The sequence below is a fragment of the Fodinibius saliphilus genome, assembly GCF_005869845.1.
In the GTDB taxonomy this organism is placed as follows: Bacteria; Bacteroidota; Rhodothermia; order Balneolales; family Balneolaceae; genus Fodinibius; species Fodinibius saliphilus.
The window spans coordinates 424,422-443,798 of record NZ_VAWF01000001.1; the positions used below are offsets into that span (position 1 = coordinate 424,422).

The 19,377-nt window shown below is 40.2% G+C and carries 14 protein-coding genes; 8 read left to right on the forward strand and 6 right to left on the reverse strand.

The features are described 5' to 3' along the window. Window positions 1–71 precede the first annotated feature (71 nt). The 4 genes from FCN14_RS01715 (at window position 72) to FCN14_RS01730 (ending at window position 5,686) form a co-directional block, all read left to right on the forward strand. Window positions 72–1,391 (forward strand): inositol-3-phosphate synthase, encoded by a 1,320-nt coding sequence (locus FCN14_RS01715; RefSeq protein WP_138429362.1) that lies wholly within the window; start codon window positions 72–74, stop codon window positions 1,389–1,391. Window position 1,392: 1 nt separating this feature from the next. Then, a complete protein-coding gene (locus tag FCN14_RS01720; RefSeq protein WP_138429363.1) occupies window positions 1,393–2,145 on the forward strand; it encodes a phosphocholine cytidylyltransferase family protein in 753 nt (250 codons plus the stop codon). A gap of 182 nt (window positions 2,146–2,327) precedes the next feature. Beyond that, on the forward strand, window positions 2,328–3,098 hold the full coding sequence (locus FCN14_RS01725; RefSeq protein WP_138429364.1) for a DUF3047 domain-containing protein: 771 nt from the start codon (window positions 2,328–2,330) through the stop codon (window positions 3,096–3,098). 74 nt (window positions 3,099–3,172) lie between these two features. Further along, window positions 3,173–5,686: an efflux RND transporter permease subunit gene (locus FCN14_RS01730; protein WP_138429365.1), complete on the forward strand. Its 2,514-nt coding sequence runs from the start codon at window positions 3,173–3,175 to the stop codon at window positions 5,684–5,686. A gap of 46 nt (window positions 5,687–5,732) precedes the next feature. Here the strand turns inward: FCN14_RS01730 and FCN14_RS01735 are convergent, their stop codons facing one another. Next, window positions 5,733–7,247 (reverse strand): TrkH family potassium uptake protein, encoded by a 1,515-nt coding sequence (locus tag FCN14_RS01735; protein ID WP_138429366.1) that lies wholly within the window; start codon window positions 7,245–7,247, stop codon window positions 5,733–5,735. Then, the gene (gene trkA, locus FCN14_RS01740; RefSeq protein WP_350354170.1) at window positions 7,247–8,605 is read right to left on the reverse strand and encodes a Trk system potassium transporter TrkA; all 1,359 of its coding nucleotides are present in this window, start codon (window positions 8,603–8,605) and stop codon (window positions 7,247–7,249) included. Before trkA ends, FCN14_RS01735 begins: the two co-directional genes overlap by 1 nt. A gap of 302 nt (window positions 8,606–8,907) precedes the next feature. Between trkA and mgtE the strand changes: the two genes are divergently transcribed. From mgtE to FCN14_RS01755, 3 genes are read left to right on the forward strand one after another with little or no spacing between them, the layout of a single operon-like run. Further along, the gene (mgtE, locus tag FCN14_RS01745) at window positions 8,908–10,290 is read left to right on the forward strand and encodes a magnesium transporter (protein WP_138429368.1); all 1,383 of its coding nucleotides are present in this window, start codon (window positions 8,908–8,910) and stop codon (window positions 10,288–10,290) included. A 30-nt stretch (window positions 10,291–10,320) separates the two neighbouring features. Continuing rightward, window positions 10,321–11,169: a thymidylate synthase gene (locus FCN14_RS01750; protein ID WP_138429369.1), complete on the forward strand. Its 849-nt coding sequence runs from the start codon at window positions 10,321–10,323 to the stop codon at window positions 11,167–11,169. Next, the gene (locus tag FCN14_RS01755) at window positions 11,166–11,639 is read left to right on the forward strand and encodes a dihydrofolate reductase (protein WP_138429370.1); all 474 of its coding nucleotides are present in this window, start codon (window positions 11,166–11,168) and stop codon (window positions 11,637–11,639) included. The genes FCN14_RS01750 and FCN14_RS01755 overlap by 4 nt, the downstream gene beginning before the upstream one ends. Before the next feature lie 4 nt (window positions 11,640–11,643). On the opposite strand, the gene FCN14_RS01760 is transcribed toward FCN14_RS01755, so the two are convergent. Together FCN14_RS01760 and FCN14_RS01765 are read right to left on the reverse strand one after the other, a co-directional pair. Then, window positions 11,644–12,900 carry an HD domain-containing protein gene (locus FCN14_RS01760; RefSeq protein ID WP_138429371.1) on the reverse strand — a complete coding sequence of 419 codons (1,257 nt, stop codon included), beginning with the start codon at window positions 12,898–12,900 and terminating at the stop codon, window positions 11,644–11,646. A gap of 55 nt (window positions 12,901–12,955) precedes the next feature. Continuing rightward, the gene (locus FCN14_RS01765) at window positions 12,956–13,402 is read right to left on the reverse strand and encodes an acyl-CoA thioesterase (RefSeq protein WP_138429372.1); all 447 of its coding nucleotides are present in this window, start codon (window positions 13,400–13,402) and stop codon (window positions 12,956–12,958) included. A 230-nt stretch (window positions 13,403–13,632) separates the two neighbouring features. Here FCN14_RS01765 and FCN14_RS01770 point away from each other — a divergent pair, with 230 nt between their 5' ends. Then, a complete protein-coding gene (locus FCN14_RS01770) occupies window positions 13,633–14,712 on the forward strand; it encodes a M42 family metallopeptidase (protein ID WP_138429373.1) in 1,080 nt (359 codons plus the stop codon). A 327-nt stretch (window positions 14,713–15,039) separates the two neighbouring features. Here the strand turns inward: FCN14_RS01770 and FCN14_RS01775 are convergent, their stop codons facing one another. Next, window positions 15,040–15,963 (reverse strand): L-threonylcarbamoyladenylate synthase, encoded by a 924-nt coding sequence (locus FCN14_RS01775; protein ID WP_138429374.1) that lies wholly within the window; start codon window positions 15,961–15,963, stop codon window positions 15,040–15,042. After that, complete coding sequence (gene mfd / locus FCN14_RS01780; protein ID WP_138429375.1) at window positions 15,956–19,300, reverse strand: transcription-repair coupling factor; 3,345 nt, start codon at window positions 19,298–19,300, stop codon at window positions 15,956–15,958. Before mfd ends, FCN14_RS01775 begins: the two co-directional genes overlap by 8 nt. Between the last annotated feature and the right edge of the window lie 77 nt (window positions 19,301–19,377).

The following is a 19,377-nucleotide window of genomic DNA, read 5'->3' on the forward strand; positions in this document are numbered from 1 at the left end:
ACTTATAAGTGATCAGAGGTTAAAGGAAATTAGGAATAGTTTTAGGCTCCAGAATTAACTAACTCAGATATATGCCTTCAGAAAATACGCAGACCTCTAAGGATGGAAAACTATTAGTTTTAACTCCTGGTTTAGGGGCTGTAGCTACTACTTTCATTGCCGGTGTTGAATCTATGCGCCAAGGGCTAACGAAGCCTATAGGTTCTTTGACACAAATGCAGACTATCCGGTTGGGGATGCGATCAGAGGGCCGAAATCCTTTGATTAAAGACTTTGTAGATCTTGCTCCACTATCAGATATTGAATTTGGGGGATGGGACGTATTTGAAGATAATGCTTATGAAGCAGCAAAGCGTGCTGAGGTATTAAATAATGAAGATTTAGAGCCAGTAGCGGATCGTTTAAAAACAATTGAGCCTATGTCTGCCGTTTTTAGTCAAGACTATGTGAAAAGGCTAGATGGACCAAATGTAAAGGAAGAGACCAATAAGATGGAATTGGCAGAGGCTTTACGTGAAGATATCCGCCGTAGAATGAAAGAGACGAATGCAAGTAGAGCTGTCATGATTTGGTGTGGGTCTACAGAAGTTTATCAACACCCCACTGATTGCCATCAGACTATAGAAGTTTTTGAAGAAGGGCTAAAGAACAATGATGAATCTATTGCTCCTTCACAGATATATGCCTATGCAGCTATTAAGGAGGGAGTACCTTATGCAAATGGAGCACCCAACCTCTCTGCTGATTTTCCGGCATTAGAAAAATTAGCTGTTCAAAATGGCGTACCTATTGCTGGGAAAGATTTTAAAACGGGTCAAACGCTAATGAAAACAATGCTTGCTCCCGGATTTAAAACTCGTATGCTGGGTGTAGAAGGTTGGTTCTCTACAAATATCCTTGGTAACAGGGATGGCGAAATTTTAGATGACCCTGAAAGTTTTAAAACTAAGGAAGTCAGTAAGAAAGGGGTGCTTGATACCATTTTACAACCAGATTTATACCCTGATCTCTATGATGATTTATATCATAAGGTGCGTATCAATTATTATCCACCCAGAGGAGATGAGAAAGAGGGATGGGACAATATTGATATTAAAGGTTGGATGGGGTACCCCATGCAGATAAAGGTCGATTTCCTTTGCCGGGATTCCATTTTGGCTGCTCCAATTGTACTGGATCTTGCACTTTTTCTTGATTTAGCAAAACGATCTGACAGGAAGGGTATTCAGGAATGGCTCTCATTCTACTTTAAGAGTCCACAAATTGTAGAAGGACACATTCAAGAGCATGATATTTTCATACAACATTTCCGTTTAAAAAATACTCTGCGTGTATTGGGTGGGGAAGAACCCCTTACACACCTTTCTGAAAATTTTGACGGTAAATATTAAGATGGATAAAGAAAATATTGGTAATAGAACCGGTGTAGTTTTAGCAGCCGGTTTCGGTTCACGTCTGAACGGTACGGTTAAGGAAACAAGTCTTAAACCACTAACACCTGTAGCAGGTACTCCTTTAATATTTCGTGTTATTGAAAGCCTGAAAATAGCTGGTTGTAAGCGAGTAGTTATTGTCTTGGGACATGGATATGAGGAGATAAAGCAGAGTATAAAGGAGCGTTATGAAGGCCCGTTAGAACTCGTATATGCATATAACGAAAATTATGATCTTCAAAATGGGGTCTCAGTCCTTACCGCCCGTGAATATGTTGAGGATGAGTTTGTTCTAACAATGGCAGATCATATCCTTGAAAAATCATTAATGCAAAAAGCGCGTATTCATACCCCGCCTGAGGATGGTGCGACCCTATTAGTTGATTATAAGATAGGCACTATCTTTGATATGGATGATGCTACAAAAGTTTTAGCAGAGGATACAAAGCTGAAATCAATAGGGAAACAGATTGAGGAGTTCAATTGTATTGATACTGGAGTTTTTCTCGGAACTCAGGGATTGCTTAAAGCATTGGAAGATCGATACCAAGAGTCTGGGAATGTATCTTTGAGTGATGGGATCCAAGAATTGGCACGTCGGGATAAAATGGAAGTGTTAGATATCGGTGATAGTTTTTGGCAAGATGTAGATACCCCGGAAATGATGGCTCATGCTGAAGAACAGTTAGCCAAAAAATCGATCTCTGTCTAATATACGATCAGTATTAAGTACTAATCTAAGTAAGGCTCATATCAAGGCAAATATTCATCAGAGAAAATTGGATTGATATCGACTAATATAATGTAGTATTGAACGTAATAACTATACAGGAAAAACGTTTAAGAATTTTTGTATAAGATATCACCTCATAATTTATTGGCTATATCTTTCGTATGAAACAGTTTATATCGTTACTAGTCTTACTTTTTATTGTAAGTTCTTCAATTATTGCTCAGAATTTTGACAAAGAAGCTATATTTCAACCAGAAAGGTTAAAGAATGGCAATATTTTAATTGAAGATTTTGAAAATGATTCGGTTGGAAGCCTCCCTAAACGTTGGTACAATAGAGATGCTGACTTTCGTGTTGTTACCTCTTCAAAGCAGGAACAAAGTTTATACAAATATGAAATACGTCAGGAAGAGGAAAATAAGTATCTCCATTACAATGGTATGAAGGTACGTCATCTAACCTATCCGTTAAAAAACAAGGATGGAATAAATATTTATGACACACCGATTTTAAGCTGGAGATGGCGAGTTCATAAGCTACCAAAGGGAGCAAATGAAGATATAAATGGGAAAAATGATACAGCGGCAAGTCTCTATGTTGTATTTGATATGGGGCGTATTGCTTTTTTTAAGAAAGTTCCCAAATCAATACGATATACTTGGAGTTCGAGTTTAGAACCAGGGACTAATACTTCTAAATTATTTGGGAATCAGCAGATTTTGGTATTAGAATCCGGTGAGAAAAATGCTGGAAAGTGGAAAACTTTTGAACGAAATATTGTTGAAGATTATAGACGACTATTCGGTGATGATCCCCCTCAAAAGCCTCTTGCAATACTTCTGATGAGCGATGGAGATAGCATGAATGATAATTCGATTGCTGATTATGATGATATTATGCTAAAACCAGTTGAAAATAAGGAAACTCAATAATTATTGACTAAATAAGTTCATTTGAAATGGTTAAGTTCTGCGCTATTCTATTGAATTATTTATATGGCGTTTAAATGAAAAAAATTTTAAAAATATTTCGTCCCCTCATCGGTCTAAATTATTCCAAACCATATTGGGTTTTGGGAGTCAGTATTTTGTTGGCCGCCATATTGGGGACTTTTGCGATACAATTAAAAATTGATACCGATCTGGCCAATCTCCTTCCAGAAAAAAACCCTCACGTAAAAGCGCTTGATAAACTTCAGGCAACGGTAGGGGGCGAAACCACGATGGAAGTGGTCATCAAATCACCCAGTTTTGAAGACAACAAGTCCTTTGCTCGCGCTCTTATTCGTAAGAGCTTAAAACTTTATGACGATAAAAAAGATAACTATTTCCTGGAGCGTGCTGAATTCCGGAAAAATACTGAGTTTCTTGAAAATAATGCGCTCTATTTTGCTACTTCAGATGAACTGTCTGATATAAAAGAATATCTACACAAAGAAATTACAAAAGCTAAAGAGGAAGCAAATCCCTTTTTAGTCAGCTTTGAGGATGAAGAGGAGACAGATGCTGATAGCGAAATGACTGATTTCGAAGAAAGTTATGATGCTCTTATTCCTTCAGAATATCCTATTAGCCCTGACAGTACGGTTATGAAAGTTACTTTTTATCCCACGGGATCCAAGAGTGACTTAAGTTACCTCCGACGTATGTTTAGTTCTTATGATTCGTTGCTGGCGGAGATGAAACCAGCTTCTTACAATAAGGATATGGAAGTGAGGTATGGCGGACGATTGAAGCGGCATATGGCCGAGATAAATTCTATCATGGGAGATGTCTTTAGCAGTTTTGCAACCGGTATTTCATCGGTCATTATTTTAGTGATGGTATACTTTTCTTTTAAAAAGTATCTCAATTATCGATGGGGTAATAGCGAGGAGAAAGAACTTGGTTTCTGGAAGCACCTACTAAGGCTGCCCGTTCCAGCTCTTGTGATTGGTGTTCCATTACTGGTTAGTCTCTGTTGGACCTTTGGGGTAACCTACTTTATTCTTGGATCCCTCAATACCATGACTTCGGTCTTGTTTGTGATTCTTTTTGGGATGGGGATCGATTACGGGATTCACTACTATGCACGTTATATTGAGTTTCGAGCTGAAGGCACTCCCATTCTTGAAGCGCTTCACAAAACCTATGACAATACGGGTTCTGCCATTGTGGTAAGTGGATTAACAACCGCTTTTTCGCTTTTTGTACTAATACTAGCCCAGTTTAGAGGGTTTTCTGAGTTTGGTTTTATTGCCGGTTCTGGTATCATTCTGGCCCTTGCCTGTATGCTATTTGTGATGCCTGCATTACTGGTGATTTTTGAACGGTATAATTGGATTGTATTCAATGAACGTATAGTGGATGAAAGTACCGCCGAGCAAAAGGAATCATTATTTACACGATTCCCGATGTCGCGTTCTATTGTTGTAATGGGACTATTGATTTCTGTAATAGTTGGCATGAATTTTCAACAGCTGGGATTTCAGTATGATTTTGGTGAGTTGGAACCGGAGTTTCCTGAATATGAAGAGTATAAAAAAGTTGCAGGACAAATCTCTTCATCTGATAAGCGAAATCCGGCTTATATTCTTGCTGATAACCAAAAGCAGGTGTTGGAGATTATGGATAAACTGCGCCATAAAATGAAGAGAGATTCAACAAGTCCCACGATATTGGATGTAGAAGCTTTGCCAGAGCGTTTCCCACCCTCAGAAAGTATGGCCCATGAAAAACTCAAAGAAATTGCCAGAGTACGGGAACTGCTGGATGATCCATTCCTGCGTGACCAAGAAGATGATCAGCTGGATCGATTACGTAAAGCAGCTCAGACGAATGAGCAGCTGCAAATAAGCCAAATGCCTGATTATTTTAAGAGCCGATTTTTAACAAAAGAAGGTGAAATTGGAAACTTTGTGATTGCTTATCCCAGTGTAGGGCTGGCAGATGGTGAGAAATCTATAGCCTTTAAAAATGATGTGGGTAAAGTGACTCTTGATAACGGCAAGACTTTTTATGCAGCCAGTACATCAATTATTGCAGCAGAAATGTTGGAGCTAATGCGTAAAGAAAGCCCATGGATGGTAGGGGCTACCTTCTTAATGGTGTTTATATTGATGTATTTTGCTTTCCGTTCGCTGCGATGGACCCTGATAGCAATGTTACCCCTAACCGTAGGTTTGTTGTGGCTGTTTGGGATTATGATGTTATCAGGTATGATGTTTAATTTTTACAACTTAGTGGTTCTTCCAGCAATTCTCGGGATTGGTGAAGATAATGGGGTTCACTTGGCACACCGCTATCGCGAAGAAGGGAAAAGCAGTATGTGGGATGTACTGTCAAGTACAGGTCAGCATGTGACCATTGGTTCCATTACAACTATGCTTGGTTTTGCGGGGTTATTGCTAACTAATCATCCGGGGTTACGGTCGATTGGAACAATGGCTGTTATCGGAATCGGGATGACTCTGGTTACCGCATTAACCTTTTTGCCGGCTCTGATACAATGGCTCGAAGATCGAAATTGGATTCGGTTTTAACAGCTATTAAAATTTAACTGTAGATTTAACGCTGGATCTTCTCAAATTACTGACGCCAGAAGGTAGGCGAAAAGATCAGAAGAACAGTAAAGATTTCCAGACGCCCAATCATCATAAACAAGATTAGAACCCATTTACCGATGTATGGTATTTGGGCAAAATTATCAGTAGGTCCAAATTCTCCCCATCCCGGACCAATATTACCTAAGCAAGCGATACTTGCCCCAATAGCTGACTGCATGCCGTATCCCATAGCTGACATAATGAGCGCTCCTACACCAAATACCACAAGATATAGTACAAAAAAGCTGAGTACTGTCCGTTGGATATTAGGATCTACTGTTTTTTCTCCAATACGAATTGGGAGTATGGCTTTTGGGTGAACAATCTGTTTTATTTCCCGAAATGAGTTACGGATAATAATCATCCACCGTACCATTTTAACCCCACCACCGGTAGACCCGGCACAGCCCCCCGTAAAAAAGAGCAGAAACAGGAAGAATGCCCCCAAAGTATGCCATACTTCATAATTATCGGTACCAAAGCCAGTAGTGGTAATTATAGATACCACCTGGAAGGAACCATACCGAATGGCACTGCCAATGGGATAGTAATCAAAAAGCCACAACGAAGCGCTTACTACGACTATACTTATTAAAGTAATTAGGGCATAGAAACGGGTCTCCCGGTTGTCAAAAAAAGATTTTATATCTCCCCTCAACAGCCGAAAGTGCATGGCAAAGTTAATACCGGCAATAAACATAAAAATGGTTATAACAGTATCGATATAGATTGAGTCAAAGGCTTCAATACTGGCATTCTTGGTAGAAAACCCACCGGTCGCCATTGTTGCAAATGCATGATTTATGGCATCAAACCAGTCCATGCTGGGGTGTGCCCAGAGTAGCAGGAATTCAACTCCTGTGAAGGCTACGTATACGCCCCACAACAGTTTGGCTGTTTCTTGTACCCGTGGTGTTAGTTTATCAGTAGTAGGACCGGGCGATTCTGCTTGGAAAAGCTGCATTCCCCCAACTCCTAAAAGGGGAAGGATAGCTAATGTTAATACAATGATTCCCATACCCCCGAGCCAGTGAGCAAGAGAGCGCCAAAATAAAATACTATACGGCAGACTTTCGATTTGTGGATTTGTAAAACCATCACTGGTTGTACCATTAAAAATTGTAGCTCCTGTTGTGGTAAGCCCACTCATTGTTTCAAAAACTGCATCGGTATAACTGGGAAGGATTCCGGAAATAACGAAGGGGAGGGCCCCAACCAGGGATAGAAATAACCAAGTGAGGCTCACGACTAAGAACCCTTCTCTCACACGAAGTTCATGTTGGGGTTTAAATGAGTAATACAGCGCACCACCTACTACAAATGCAATGGTAGCCGAATACAGAAAGGTATGCCAAACCCCTTCATCGTATATAAAAGAGATGAACATAGGGATAAGCAGTGCAAATCCCAGGAAAAAAACAAACGAACCTAATATGCCAAGAACAGTACCAAAATTAAATTGGCCACGATTGGCGTTGTTAAGAGCTGATTTCCGCATTATTTAAATAATGAGGTTACTTTTTCAATGGCTTTTGGAAGACAGAAAATGATAACGCGGTCGTTGGCTTGTATTTGAGATTGCCCGGTTGCAATATCAGTAGATCCGTTGCTTAGAATTCCACCAACTACACAGCCTTCAGGGAATGTTATTTTTCGGATAGGTTTTTTAGTGATCTTTGATTTGGGGGCAGCTTGTAATTCAATAACTTCTGCTTTGGTGCCTTGTAATGCCGTTACCGAAATAACGCGTCCGCCACGAACGTGACGGTGAATTTCATTCGAGGCTGCAGACTTCTTATTTATGGCAGCATCAAGGCCAATAGTTTGGCTAAGTGGTATATAATCAGATTTAGATACCAAGGCTACGGTTTTTTGTACTTCCAGGTGCTTGGCCATCAGGCAGGAAATAATATTCGACTCCTCATCATCGGTTACCGAGATAAAGGCATCGGTATCGGTAATCCCTTCTGTTGCAAGTAGATCAGGATCAGTAGGGTTGCCATTTAGAACTAAAACATCTTTCAATTCGTGGGCCAAGTCAACTGCAGTATCGTGGTCCGGTTCAATAAGTTTGATATTCCAGTTTTTTTCTTCTTGGCATAAAATGCGAGCTATCATAGATCCGATAGGAGTACCGCCGGCAATCATGATACGATTAATCTCGACATTTGGCTTGCCCGAAGTTTTAACAATATCCGGAATTTCTTCGGTTTTGGCTAATACAAATATTTGATCTAGAGCTTGTATGTTAACGGAGCCGCTGGGAATAATGGTAAGTCCTTTACGCGAAATGGCAACAACACGAAAGGTAAGCTCGGGATAGGCTTCGGCATAGTCGATAAGTGATTTGCCGACAAGAGGCGAATCTTTACCGATGCGAAGGCCAATCATCTGCATTTTGCCGTCTGCCAAATTTATCAGATCACTGGCTGAGGCTCGTTTGATTAGACGGACAATCTCTTGAGCCGCACTTTGTTCGGGATGGATAAGAACATCAATACCCAGATCTGTAGATTTGAGTGGAGCGTTGGGCCGTGAGAGCTCATCGCTGCGAACACGGGCAATGACCATTTTAGCACCGAGTCTTTTACTCATCATCGAAGCAATCATATTAACTTCATCGATGCTGGTAACGGCAATCATGATGTCGGCATCTTTAACACCGGTATCAACCAGGTCTTTTGCGGAGGTCGCATTCCCTTCATGGCATAAGACGTCTAGATTTTCTGAAACTTTGTCTAAACAATCTTTATCACGGTCAAGTACAATTACATCATGTTTTTCTTGAGAAAGTACACTGGCCAAGTCGTATCCAATTTCGCCTGCCCCTATAATTACTATTTTCAAATCTGAAATCCTGTTTTGTTGAAAAGTATGCTAAAAGTCCCAAAGTGCAGCGAAAATCGCAACACTAACTGCATAATTCGATCAGTATTACTGGTAACAGATAAATCATGAAGTATACTCTTTTTTAAGCTAACACCAATGGAATAAAAATTCATGGCGCTGTTTTTAAGCAGGCTATTAAATTGCTATTATCGTTTAATTCAAGTCTGGTCTTTTTTTGTGAAATTCTGCCAGCTATTTGTACATTCCGAACAATAAATGTCAGAGTTCTAACTATTTGCTAATACGTTAATTGGTAAGGCATCATTCCAATGATTGTTCACCTGCTAAAACCTGAATTTGAGGAGCTCATAGAAGCAAAAGACTGGGTTACCCTTAAAGATATTCTCAACGATGTTCCAGCTGTAGATGTGGCTGAGCTACTTGAAGAATTTGATGCTGAGATATCGATTGTAATTTTTCGACTACTCAAGAAACAGAAAGCAGCAGATGTGTTCAGCTATTTGAGTTCAGGGAAAGGGCTGGAGTTGTTGAATATGTTTACAGCTCAGCAGCTTAGTGAAGTGATGTCGAATTTGGAACCTGATGAACGAGTAGCATTGATGGAAGAATTGCCCGGGCACTTGACCCAAAGGGTAATGAGCTCAATGAAAACTGCCGACAGAAAGTTAGTGCAGCAGCTACTGGGGTATCCCGATGAGAGTGTCGGACGTCTGATGACCCCGCGCTATGTTAAGGTCAAAAAGCACTGGACCATCCAAAAGGCAATGGAGCATATCCGAAATTTCGGACATAGTGTAGAAACGGTGAATGTAATTTATGTGGTTGATGAAAATGAACATCTTATTGATGATCTACGGTTAAACCAGCTTATTCTGGCTGATCCTGAGGCTCAAATCGAAACATTAATGGATGAAAGTTTTGAAGCATTAAGTGCTTTTGATGACCAGGAAGATGCGGTAAAAATGTTAAGTAAATACGACCGGGTTGCAATGCCTGTGGTAGATTCTGATGGTATCTTGGTAGGTATTGTTACAGTAGATGATGTTATTGATGTTGCCGAGGAAGAAACCACTGAGGACATGCAACTTATGGCCGGTATGGATGCGCTGGATGATTACTATTCTCAGACTTCTGTTTTTGAGATGGTCAAGAAACGCATTGGATGGCTTGCCTTTTTATTTATTGGTCAGCTGTTTACCACTACAGCTATGGGAGCGTATGAAAGTGTAATTGCAAATGCCGTATTTTTATCTCTTTTTATTCCGATGATTATTTCCAGTGGGGGGAACTCTGGTTCGCAGGCTGCTACGCTTATTATTCGTGCACTTTCTACCGATGATATTGATATGAACGAATGGCTAAAGGTATTGGGTCGCGAACTATTATCGGGTTTGATGTTGGGGGGGATTATGGCTGTCATTGGATTTTTTGTAATTCTCGGCTGGGGCTATATGATTAATGATGCTTTTACCCAAGAGCTGGTACTCAGTGCCATGGTGGTAGGCCTAAGTCTTATAGGAGTGGTGTTGTGGGGTAATCTTAGTGGTTCAATGTTACCTTTTGTATTGTCAAAGATGGGGTTGGACCCAGCGGTAACCTCGGCACCTTTTGTCTCAACACTTAGTGATGTCACAGGAATTATTATTTATTTTTCTATTGCGATTGCCTTACTTGAAGGCGTAGTACTTTAACAAAAAGATAAAACGTTAGAGAGCATACTCATGAAACAGTATCTGGATTTAGTCAGCAATGTATTGGAACATGGCACAAAGAAGGAAAATCGTACAGGTATTGATACGATATCTAAGTTTTCTGAATTCTATAAAGTAGATCTTTCGGAAGGTTTTCCACTGTTAACTACAAAAAAAGTATATTTTAGATCGGTTATTCTCGAAATGTTATGGTATCTACGGGGCGAAGATCATATTCGTTGGTTACGGGATGAGAATGATTGCCATATTTGGGACGATTGGGCTAGTGATGATGGGCATGTAGGCCCAATTTACCCAGTGTTGTGGCGACGTTTTCCCTATTATGAAGAAGAGGAAATTCGTTTTGAAGGAGATGCCTCACATATTTGCAAAACTATGTGTGTGAAGAAAGAGTTTGACCAGGTAGAGCGTGCTATCAAAATGCTTAAAGAAAACCCCCATAGCCGTCGTATTGTAGTGAGTGCATGGCATCCGGGTTTACTTAAGCAGATGGCATTGCCACCTTGCCATATCATGTATGTTTTCAATGTTACCAATGGTAAGTTAAACTGTCATCTGACACAGCGTTCTGGTGATATTGCGTTGGGAATTCCTTTTAACCTGGCCTGCTATTCTGCACTTACCATGGCTATTGCTAACGAGGTGGGGCTTGAATATGGAGAGTTTGCCCATACCATTGTTGATGCTCATATCTATGAAAATCACGTGGATGGATTAAAGGAGCAGCTCAAGCGCGAACCGCGTCCGCTACCTACCTTGGAAATTGCCGATAAACCGGTGGATGAACTCGAATTTGATGACTTTATACTAAAGGGATATGATCCCCATCCCGGAATTAAATTTGAGGTAGCAGTATGACACTTGCTGCAATAGTAGCTCACGATCCAAACTTAGTAATTGGTAAAGATGGTGACCTTCCATGGCACTATTCTGAGGATCTAAAATATTTTAAACGCACTACGATGGGACATCCCATGATCATGGGGCGGGTAGTTTTTGAAGAACTCGATGAAAAACCCTTACCGGGCCGTGAGAATATAATACTAAGTCGCTCAAGCGATTATGATCATGTACCTACTTTTTCTTCGATAGAGGAGGCCTTGCAATATGTAAAAGATGAAGAGATAACATTTATCATAGGAGGGGGGAAGGTATATCGTCAGTTTATGGATCGCATAGATAAACTGTTTGTCACTGAAATAAAGGAAACTTTTGAGGGTGATACCTATTTTCCGGAATATCGGGATGATATTGGTAGCACTTGGAAAGAAATTAAGCGCGAGGATAAACAGGAGCTCTCTTTTGTGGTGTATGAACGAATGAAATAAAGATTTATACGTTTATACTTTTCAGGTGAACCACATAGGGTTTTACTACCGGTTGTGTAAGAGCAATGATATTTTGTGTATCAGCTGCTTTAGAAAATTCTACTGCTTTGTCTTTTTCTTCGAGTATCCAGATGCCTTCATTTTCATAGCGATAGGCCTCACTGTAGCTTTCATCAAAGCAGAAGTAATAGGAGGCTGAATCATTGTCATAAGGTAAGCCTTTTTCTTTCAGGGATTTCTGAGTTTTTGCTTTTACGTTCTTAACTAGTTTTTTAGTGGGCTTATTGTTTAAAAAAGTTGTTCGGAATAACGAACGCGCCTGGAAACGCTTACAAAGGTTTGCCAATATTGGATCATCGGAATGCTGCCAGTACTTAATACTTTGGAAAACATCATTGTCGTCGAGCTGTAGATACTTCTCTAGTACTGTTTTTGAAACTCCCTTCTTTGCACTGGGTTGGTTCTCTAAGAAAAATTGCAGTGCGGGAGAAGCGTGATATAGCTTCTTTCCTTTTGCAATGAGTGCACGAACACGCCTAAAGATATTGCGAATAAGAATATCAGCACTTAGTACTGTTTTATGCAGATACACTTGCATATACATCAGCCGACGGGCCAATATATAGTTCTCGATAGCATAAATTCCTTTTTTCTCAATCACAATATTGCCTTTATGTACCCGCATGGTTTTTAGGATACGTTCAATGCCCACCGACCCTTCATAAACCGAGGTAAAAACGCTATCCCTTTTAAGATAATCGAGTCGGTCGATATCAAGTTGAGATGAGATCAGCTGATTTAAAAATGGTTTTTTAGGGTATTGGTCAGTGAATATCTTTATTGCCAGATCGAGTACCCCGTTCATCTCTTTGTTCAGATATTTCATCACAGCAAGGGTCATCTTTTCGTGGTGAAAATCTTCAATGAGATTGAATTCGAGCGTATGAGATAAAGGGCCGTGACCAACATCATGGAGCAGAACGGCAATTAGGGTGGCCTCGTATTCAGCAGGACTAATGGTTGTATCTTTCTCCCGGAGGTTATTTAATGTGCGTTGTGCCAACTCCATGGCACCAAGGGCATGAGAAAACCGAGAATGTTCAGCGGCAGGGAATACAAGATAACCGAGTCCCATCTGTTTAATACGCCGCAAGCGTTGTATATACGGGTGATCAATAAGATCGAGAATAATCCCTTTTGGAACGGTGATAAAACCGTGGATAGGATCGTTAAATATCTTGTATTGAGTACTTTTATCCATTGGAATACGTAATTAATTTGCTACACAATTGCCTCAAAGGTAACGAGTAGTACTGTTATTCAAAAAAGCTTTCCGGGAGGATATATTTCTTTTTATTGGGAATTTCAGGCAAGCGAGTAGGTCGCTGTTTCTTAAGGTCAAACCAAACACCATGAGCTGTTGCTACAGATGCAAGCTTCTTATCGTCGGCGGTATAAATGCCCTGGAAACTGGTAATGCTTGAGTTGCCTAATTTTTTAATACCCGATCCAATTAAAATATCAGCAGGATATTCTATGGGATTGATAAAGTCGATTTCAATATTTGCCAGCACAAAACTAAAGCCATGCTTAAGTTGTCCGGCAAGTTTGTTAACATCTTGGATAAAATTTATACGAGCTTCTTCGTAGTAGGTACTAAAAATAGCGTTGTTAACATGACTGAGGGGATCTAAATCCCTAAATCGAACTCTAACAGTAGTCCAGTGGGGGAAAAGGTTTTGATCGTAATCGGGTCGTACCATGGATGTTATCTAGTTAAAAAAGTTAGCGGAGTTTATTCATATAAACTATGTAATTATGGCAAGTATTTGAGTAGGAATTTAGCAAAATACGGTGCCATTTTATGAAATCTAAAGATGTGATCTTATATGGGTAAATCAAAAGCTGGAAATCAGTAAATTACATTTAGCTGAACAATATTGAATCCTTATATTCACAAACTTAATATCAGAAACTAATTTAATTTGATCCTATGTTTGATTCTGCTGAAAAAGAATTTTTAGAAGAGCTTTTAATTACCCCAAGTCCAACCGGCTTTGAGTCTGCTGGACAAAAAGTGTGGAAAGGTTATGTAGAGCAATTCGCCGATAAGGTGCAAGCTGATGCTTATGGGTCAGCAACGGCTCAATTGGAGACTAGCTTTGATGTTATAACGGTAATGATTGAAGCTCACTGCGATGAGATTGGCATGATTGTTCAGCATATTACTGACAAAGGATTTATTTATATAAACAAGTTGGGGGGCAGTGATTCAACTATTGCTCGGGCCAAACAGGTAAACATACATACCAAAGATGGTATTGTATCTGGTGTAACGGGGAATACTGCTATTCATTTACAGGATAAAAAGAATGGAGGGGGCAAAGAGCCTGCCTGGAAAGATATATATGTTGATATAGGAGCTTCAAGTAAAGAAGAGGCTCTGCAGATGGTACAAGTTGGAGATCCTATCACTTATGCAGATGAGCATGATTACCTTACCGAAAATATTTTAACCGGCAGGGCACTGGATAACCGCATCGGTGGATTTATCATTGCTCAAGTGCTTAAGAATTTAAATGAGCAGAGAGAAGATCTTTCTGTGAATGTTGTTGCTCTTAACTCAGTACAAGAAGAAGTAGGGGGCTATGGAGCTCGTATGATGAGCTACAGGGTAAACCCAGACTTGGCTTTAGTAACAGATGTAACACACGCTACAGATACGCCCGGTATAGACCATAAAGAACATGGGTTTGTTAAATTGGGAGAGGGACCGTCAATACAGCACGGCGGTGCAAACCATCCCAAAATTGTGGAATTTGTAGAGCAAGTATCCGATGAAAATGAAATCGGGATACAGCATGAAGCAACCAGTGTTCGTACGGGTACCGATACCGACAGTATATTTTATCAAAAAACGGGTATTCCGAGCGCACTTATTTCACTACCCCTGCGATATATGCACTCCCCTGTTGAGACAGCATCAATGAAAGATGTTGAATCTGTTGTTAATCTGATGACAGAGTCAATATTAGCTCTAGATCCGGATCAAACATTCCATGTTTTGAAATGATGTATTACTGACACGAAGCTATGCCTCAATTTGATAGATTAACCCCAACTTGATTTAAATAGTTAGAAAATAAATCGATCTGCGAAATGGAATAGGAAGGTATGCTCTAAAGGCTTGTTCATTATGAGCAAGCCTTTTTTTAAATAACAAATCTGGTAGAGCTGCTGAATTATTCTAACCAAATAATGAAAAAAAACTCACTGTTTAAAGTTAGACTTTTGTGTTCTCTTTGCAACCATTCTAATTTGAGCGAGAACCAATTTTTAATACATGAAGTAATATCAAATATTTACTAATTACTTTATAGTATTTAGTGAATATTTCTGGTTAAGAAACGGCCTTATTAATTCGATTGGTTAAGGCAGGAATAAGTTCGTTTTTTTGTGTTTCACTAAGTGGCTCAACAGCAATAGATGTAAACCCTTCATGATCAGCTTGACGAAATCGGTCGTATAACTCGTGGGCCATCTGCTTATAATCACCTGCATAATGCACAATATTATCCGCTTTGATGTTGTCATATTTTTGATGCAGTAAATAGAGGGTATCTTGATTGTTTATATCTCCTTTTAGCCAATGTACAGTAGCATGGGGGGAATAATGGGTATATTTAATACCTGGGCTTTTGGGGTTTTGCTCCTTTGAAGATTCGTTATTAGTAATAATTCTTTTATTAACTATGGACTCAATTTGTTTAGCACTTATCGCTCCAGGCCTGTAAATACAAAAGGGTTCTGATGAAACGTCGAGAACGGTAGATTCTAAACCAATGTCGGTTTCACCGGCAGCAATTACAGGGAAATCATCCCCAAAATCTTCTTTCACGTGCTCTGGCTTAGTGGGGCTTGGTTTACCTGATGAGTTTGCACTGGGCGCTACTAGCGGTCCTACTTGTTCAATAAGTTCTTGTGAAATAGGATGTTGAGGCCATCGTAAGGCAACGGTACTTAATCCGCCAGTGAGCAGATCTAATACCTCCGGCTTTTTGGGAAAAATAAGAGTAAGTGGACCAGGCCAAAAATGCGCCATTAGTTTTTCCGCAGCAGCAGGAACTGTTTCAGCAAAAGAATCTACTGTTTTTCTATGAGCGATATGAACTATTAGCGGATTATCAGCAGGACGTGCCTTTTGATCAAAGACTTTTTGAATAGCGGTAGGGTTCCAGGCATCGGCACCCAAACCATAGACCGTTTCTGTGGGGAAGGCTACAAGATCCCCTCTGTTTAATATGTTGATAAATCGATTAAGCAAAGCTAACCTCTTTTATTTCTGAAGCAGTAAATTTACTTAAAAATTCAGCGGCGGCTTCAAGATCGGGAATCTCCGTAATAACAAAACGCACACGATCATCTTTTTGGATAACTTCAAATCGTCCTTCAGCCTTTTCCTGTAATCTTTTCAGCAGTGTCTGGAATCGATTCCCATAAAATTCATTACCCAGCTCAGAGTCGTGTTTTGGGCAGCTTAGCCACATGCGATTTGAACGAATTCGTACTTTAGTCATAAGTAATTGCGATGCATATAGTTTTATAACTGTGGAGGTGATAAGGTTTTGAGTAGCATCGGTAACTGGACCAAAGCGATCTTCTACTTCTTCTTTCCAATCTTTAATCTCTTCAAGAGATTCTGCGCCAGAGAGTTTTCTATATAGGTTAAGCCGTTCAACATTATCGGAAACATAATCTTTATCAAGTAGGGCAGGATGGTCAAATTCAACTTGGGTTTCTGGAAGTTCCATCTCTACTTCCACGTCATCAAATACATCGCTAAATTCTTGTTCTTTAAGTTCCCTTACAGCATCATTGAGTATCTTTTGATATAAGTCGAAACCTAAATCATTAATATAACCACTTTGTTCGGCTCCCAGGATATCACCAGCACCTCGAATATCGAGGTCACGCATTGCGATATTAAAGCCCGACCCAAGATCCGAAAATTCCTCGAGAGCGAGCAAGCGTTTTCTAGCCTCATCGGTTAATGATTTAATATCAGGAGTGATAAGGTAACAAAACGCTTTTCGGTTTGATCTCCCAACACGTCCTCGCAGCTGATGGAGTTCTGCCAACCCAAATCGATCAGCGCGATTGATAATCATAGTATTAGCATTGGAGATATCGATACCATTTTCCACAATGTTCGTGGAAAGGAGTACATCAAATTTATGATCGTAAAAGTCTTCTATAATCTTTTCAAGTTTACTGGAACTCATCTGGCCGTGTGCATGGCGGACCCGAATATCGGGTACCAACTGACGTACCATATTTGCTACGGCCTCTATATTTTTCACTCTATTATGGATGAAAAATACTTGCCCACCCCGAGAAACTTCCTGCATCAGGGCATCCCGTATCAAGTCTTCATCAAAGCTGTGAATTTCTGTTTGCACCGGCTGACGGTTGGGCGGAGGGGTATTAATAATGCTAAGGTCGCGAGCGCCCATCAGAGAGAATTGAAGCGTTCTGGGAATAGGAGTAGCTGTAAGAGTAAGAACATCTACTGTGGCCCGATACTCTTTGAGCTTTTCTTTTGTTTTGACGCCAAAGCGTTGTTCTTCATCTACAATAAGTAACCCCAGGTCTTCAAATTCAACATCCTTCGATGTGAGGCGGTGGGTACCTACCAAAATATCTACTTTGCCTTGATTAAGACGCTTAAGAGTCTCTTTTTGCTCTTTGCGGCTTCGAAATCGTGATATTACATCAACCGTGACGGGAAAATCCTTCATCCGCTTAGCAAATGTTTTGTAATGTTGGTCAGCCAATATCGTGGTTGGTACCAGTACAGCTACTTGTTTGTGGTCCATTACTGCTTTAAATGCCGCTCGTACAGCAACTTCTGTTTTACCAAAACCAACATCTCCACATACGAGTCGGTCCATGGGGGTATTGGTTTGCATATCTTCCTTAACGGCTTCAATAGTATCCCGTTGATCTGGAGTTTCTTCAAATTCAAAACGGGCCTCCATTTCGGTTTGCCATGAATTATCAGGGGAAAACTCAAAGGCATCTTGTGATTTCCGTTTTGCATAAAGCTTAATAAGGTCTCGGGCAATATCCTTAACCTTCTTTTTGGTCTCAGCCTTTTTACGAGCCCAGCGTCCGGAACCCAATTTATCTATTCTTGGTTTGGTCCCTTCTTTACTGGAATATTTCTGTATTTTATGAAGGTTAGATACATTGACATATAGCGTAGAATTTTCTTGGTAGTGAAGGACAACTGATTCTTGCTCTACGCCCCGGACCTCAATTTTTTTGAAGCCTCTAAAAGTTCCGATGCCATAGTCAACATGAACTACAAAATCTCCTACGTTAAGATCCCGAAGCTCTTTAACAGAAATACTGTTTTTTGTACGTCTTTTCCTGGTTTTAGGACGATGGTAGCGGTTAAAAATTTGATGGTCTGTATATACGGCCAGTCCTTGTTCATTTAGGATAAAACCTTCATGAATGGTTTCAACCGAAAGGTGATAGCGAAGATTTTCGGAAGGTTCTCCAAGCAGTTCTTCAAAACGATCGCGTTGCCCTTCATTGTCACACAGAATATAGGTATCAAAACTTTGTTTGCTCAAGCTTTCGATATCATCACGCAAGAGTTTGATACTGCCATTGAAATCTGGTTGGGGACTGGCATCGAGGCGAAACTCCCAGTCAACTTCTTCCTCTTCAGAAAAGCCGCCAAGGAAAATACGGGAATGTCCTTCTATGTCCTTTTTTAACTTATTCTTATCTACATAAAGGTGTTCGGGAGTTAGGTCTTCGTCGGAAGCTTTTTCATCATAGGCCTTCTCTGCTTTTTCGTAACGATCCTCAATATCTCCTTTAATAAGGGATTGGTTTGCCAAGAGGATAATAGCATCGTCATCGAAGTGGGAGAGTAGGCTGTGTTTATTATCTTGGCTGAGCCCGGAAGCATCAGGTACGAAACGGGCAGTATCCAAAAAAGAGACAGAACGTTGAGAGTCAGGGTCGAACTCCCTAATAGATTCTATTTCATCACCAAAAAATTCAAGGCGGATGGGGTAGTCTCCCGAGTAGGGATAGATATCCAAAATACCACCGCGATGAGCAAATTCACCGGGGTGATCTACAAATTTCACAGGTTGATACTCCTGATCTACCAGCTCTTCTTTTAATTGTTGCATATCGACGGCATCTCCCTTTTTGATGGTAATAGAAGCTTTAGAAAAGTTTTCAGGAGAAACGATTTTCTCGAAAATTGCCGGAGCAGAGGTAACCACAACCGATTTATCACCCGTATCAATATTTTCTAATACCTCAGAACGCAGTACAACAGGAGTACTATCAGTAATTTGCTGGGCATCATAGGGATGATGTCCTGTAGGCGGGAAGTAGCTAGCTTGCTCTAACCCCAAGGTATCAAGGTCTCCCTTCATAAATTCTGCCGACTCGGTATCAGGATAAATGACTACCAGCTTATCATACTTTTGCGCCAGTTTTGCAACCAGGAGAGAAGGAGTAGAACCCACAAAGTGATTTAGAAATATCGCATTTTGTTGGTTAATATGCTTATATAGATCTCGCCATGGAAGTTGGCTGGAAAATGTTTTTAGAACCGACTGTAAAGCCATGAAAAAGTAGGAGGTTAATAATTGGAACTCTTAGAAATGCATATAACAAAAATAAGCATTTAAACAGTTCTTTTATA

Excerpts from the sequence above, each read along its gene's own strand:
- FCN14_RS01735 (WP_138429366.1), bottom strand. The coding sequence starts at position 7,247 with ATGCGGAAATCAGCTCTTAACAACGCCAATCGTGGCCAATTTAATTTT.
- FCN14_RS01755 (WP_138429370.1), top strand. The coding sequence starts at position 11,166 with ATGACACTTGCTGCAATAGTAGCTCACGATCCAAACTTAGTAATTGGT.
- FCN14_RS01715 (WP_138429362.1), top strand. The coding sequence starts at position 72 with ATGCCTTCAGAAAATACGCAGACCTCTAAGGATGGAAAACTATTAGTT.
- FCN14_RS01770 (WP_138429373.1), top strand. The coding sequence starts at position 13,633 with ATGTTTGATTCTGCTGAAAAAGAATTTTTAGAAGAGCTTTTAATTACC.
- FCN14_RS01765 (WP_138429372.1), bottom strand. The coding sequence starts at position 13,402 with ATGGTACGACCCGATTACGATCAAAACCTTTTCCCCCACTGGACTACT.
- mfd (WP_138429375.1), bottom strand. The coding sequence starts at position 19,300 with ATGGCTTTACAGTCGGTTCTAAAAACATTTTCCAGCCAACTTCCATGG.
- FCN14_RS01750 (WP_138429369.1), top strand. The coding sequence starts at position 10,321 with ATGAAACAGTATCTGGATTTAGTCAGCAATGTATTGGAACATGGCACA.
- FCN14_RS01760 (WP_138429371.1), bottom strand. The coding sequence starts at position 12,900 with ATGGATAAAAGTACTCAATACAAGATATTTAACGATCCTATCCACGGT.
- FCN14_RS01720 (WP_138429363.1), top strand. The coding sequence starts at position 1,393 with ATGGATAAAGAAAATATTGGTAATAGAACCGGTGTAGTTTTAGCAGCC.
- mgtE (WP_138429368.1), top strand. The coding sequence starts at position 8,908 with ATGATTGTTCACCTGCTAAAACCTGAATTTGAGGAGCTCATAGAAGCA.
- FCN14_RS01730 (WP_138429365.1), top strand. The coding sequence starts at position 3,173 with ATGAAAAAAATTTTAAAAATATTTCGTCCCCTCATCGGTCTAAATTAT.
- FCN14_RS01725 (WP_138429364.1), top strand. The coding sequence starts at position 2,328 with ATGAAACAGTTTATATCGTTACTAGTCTTACTTTTTATTGTAAGTTCT.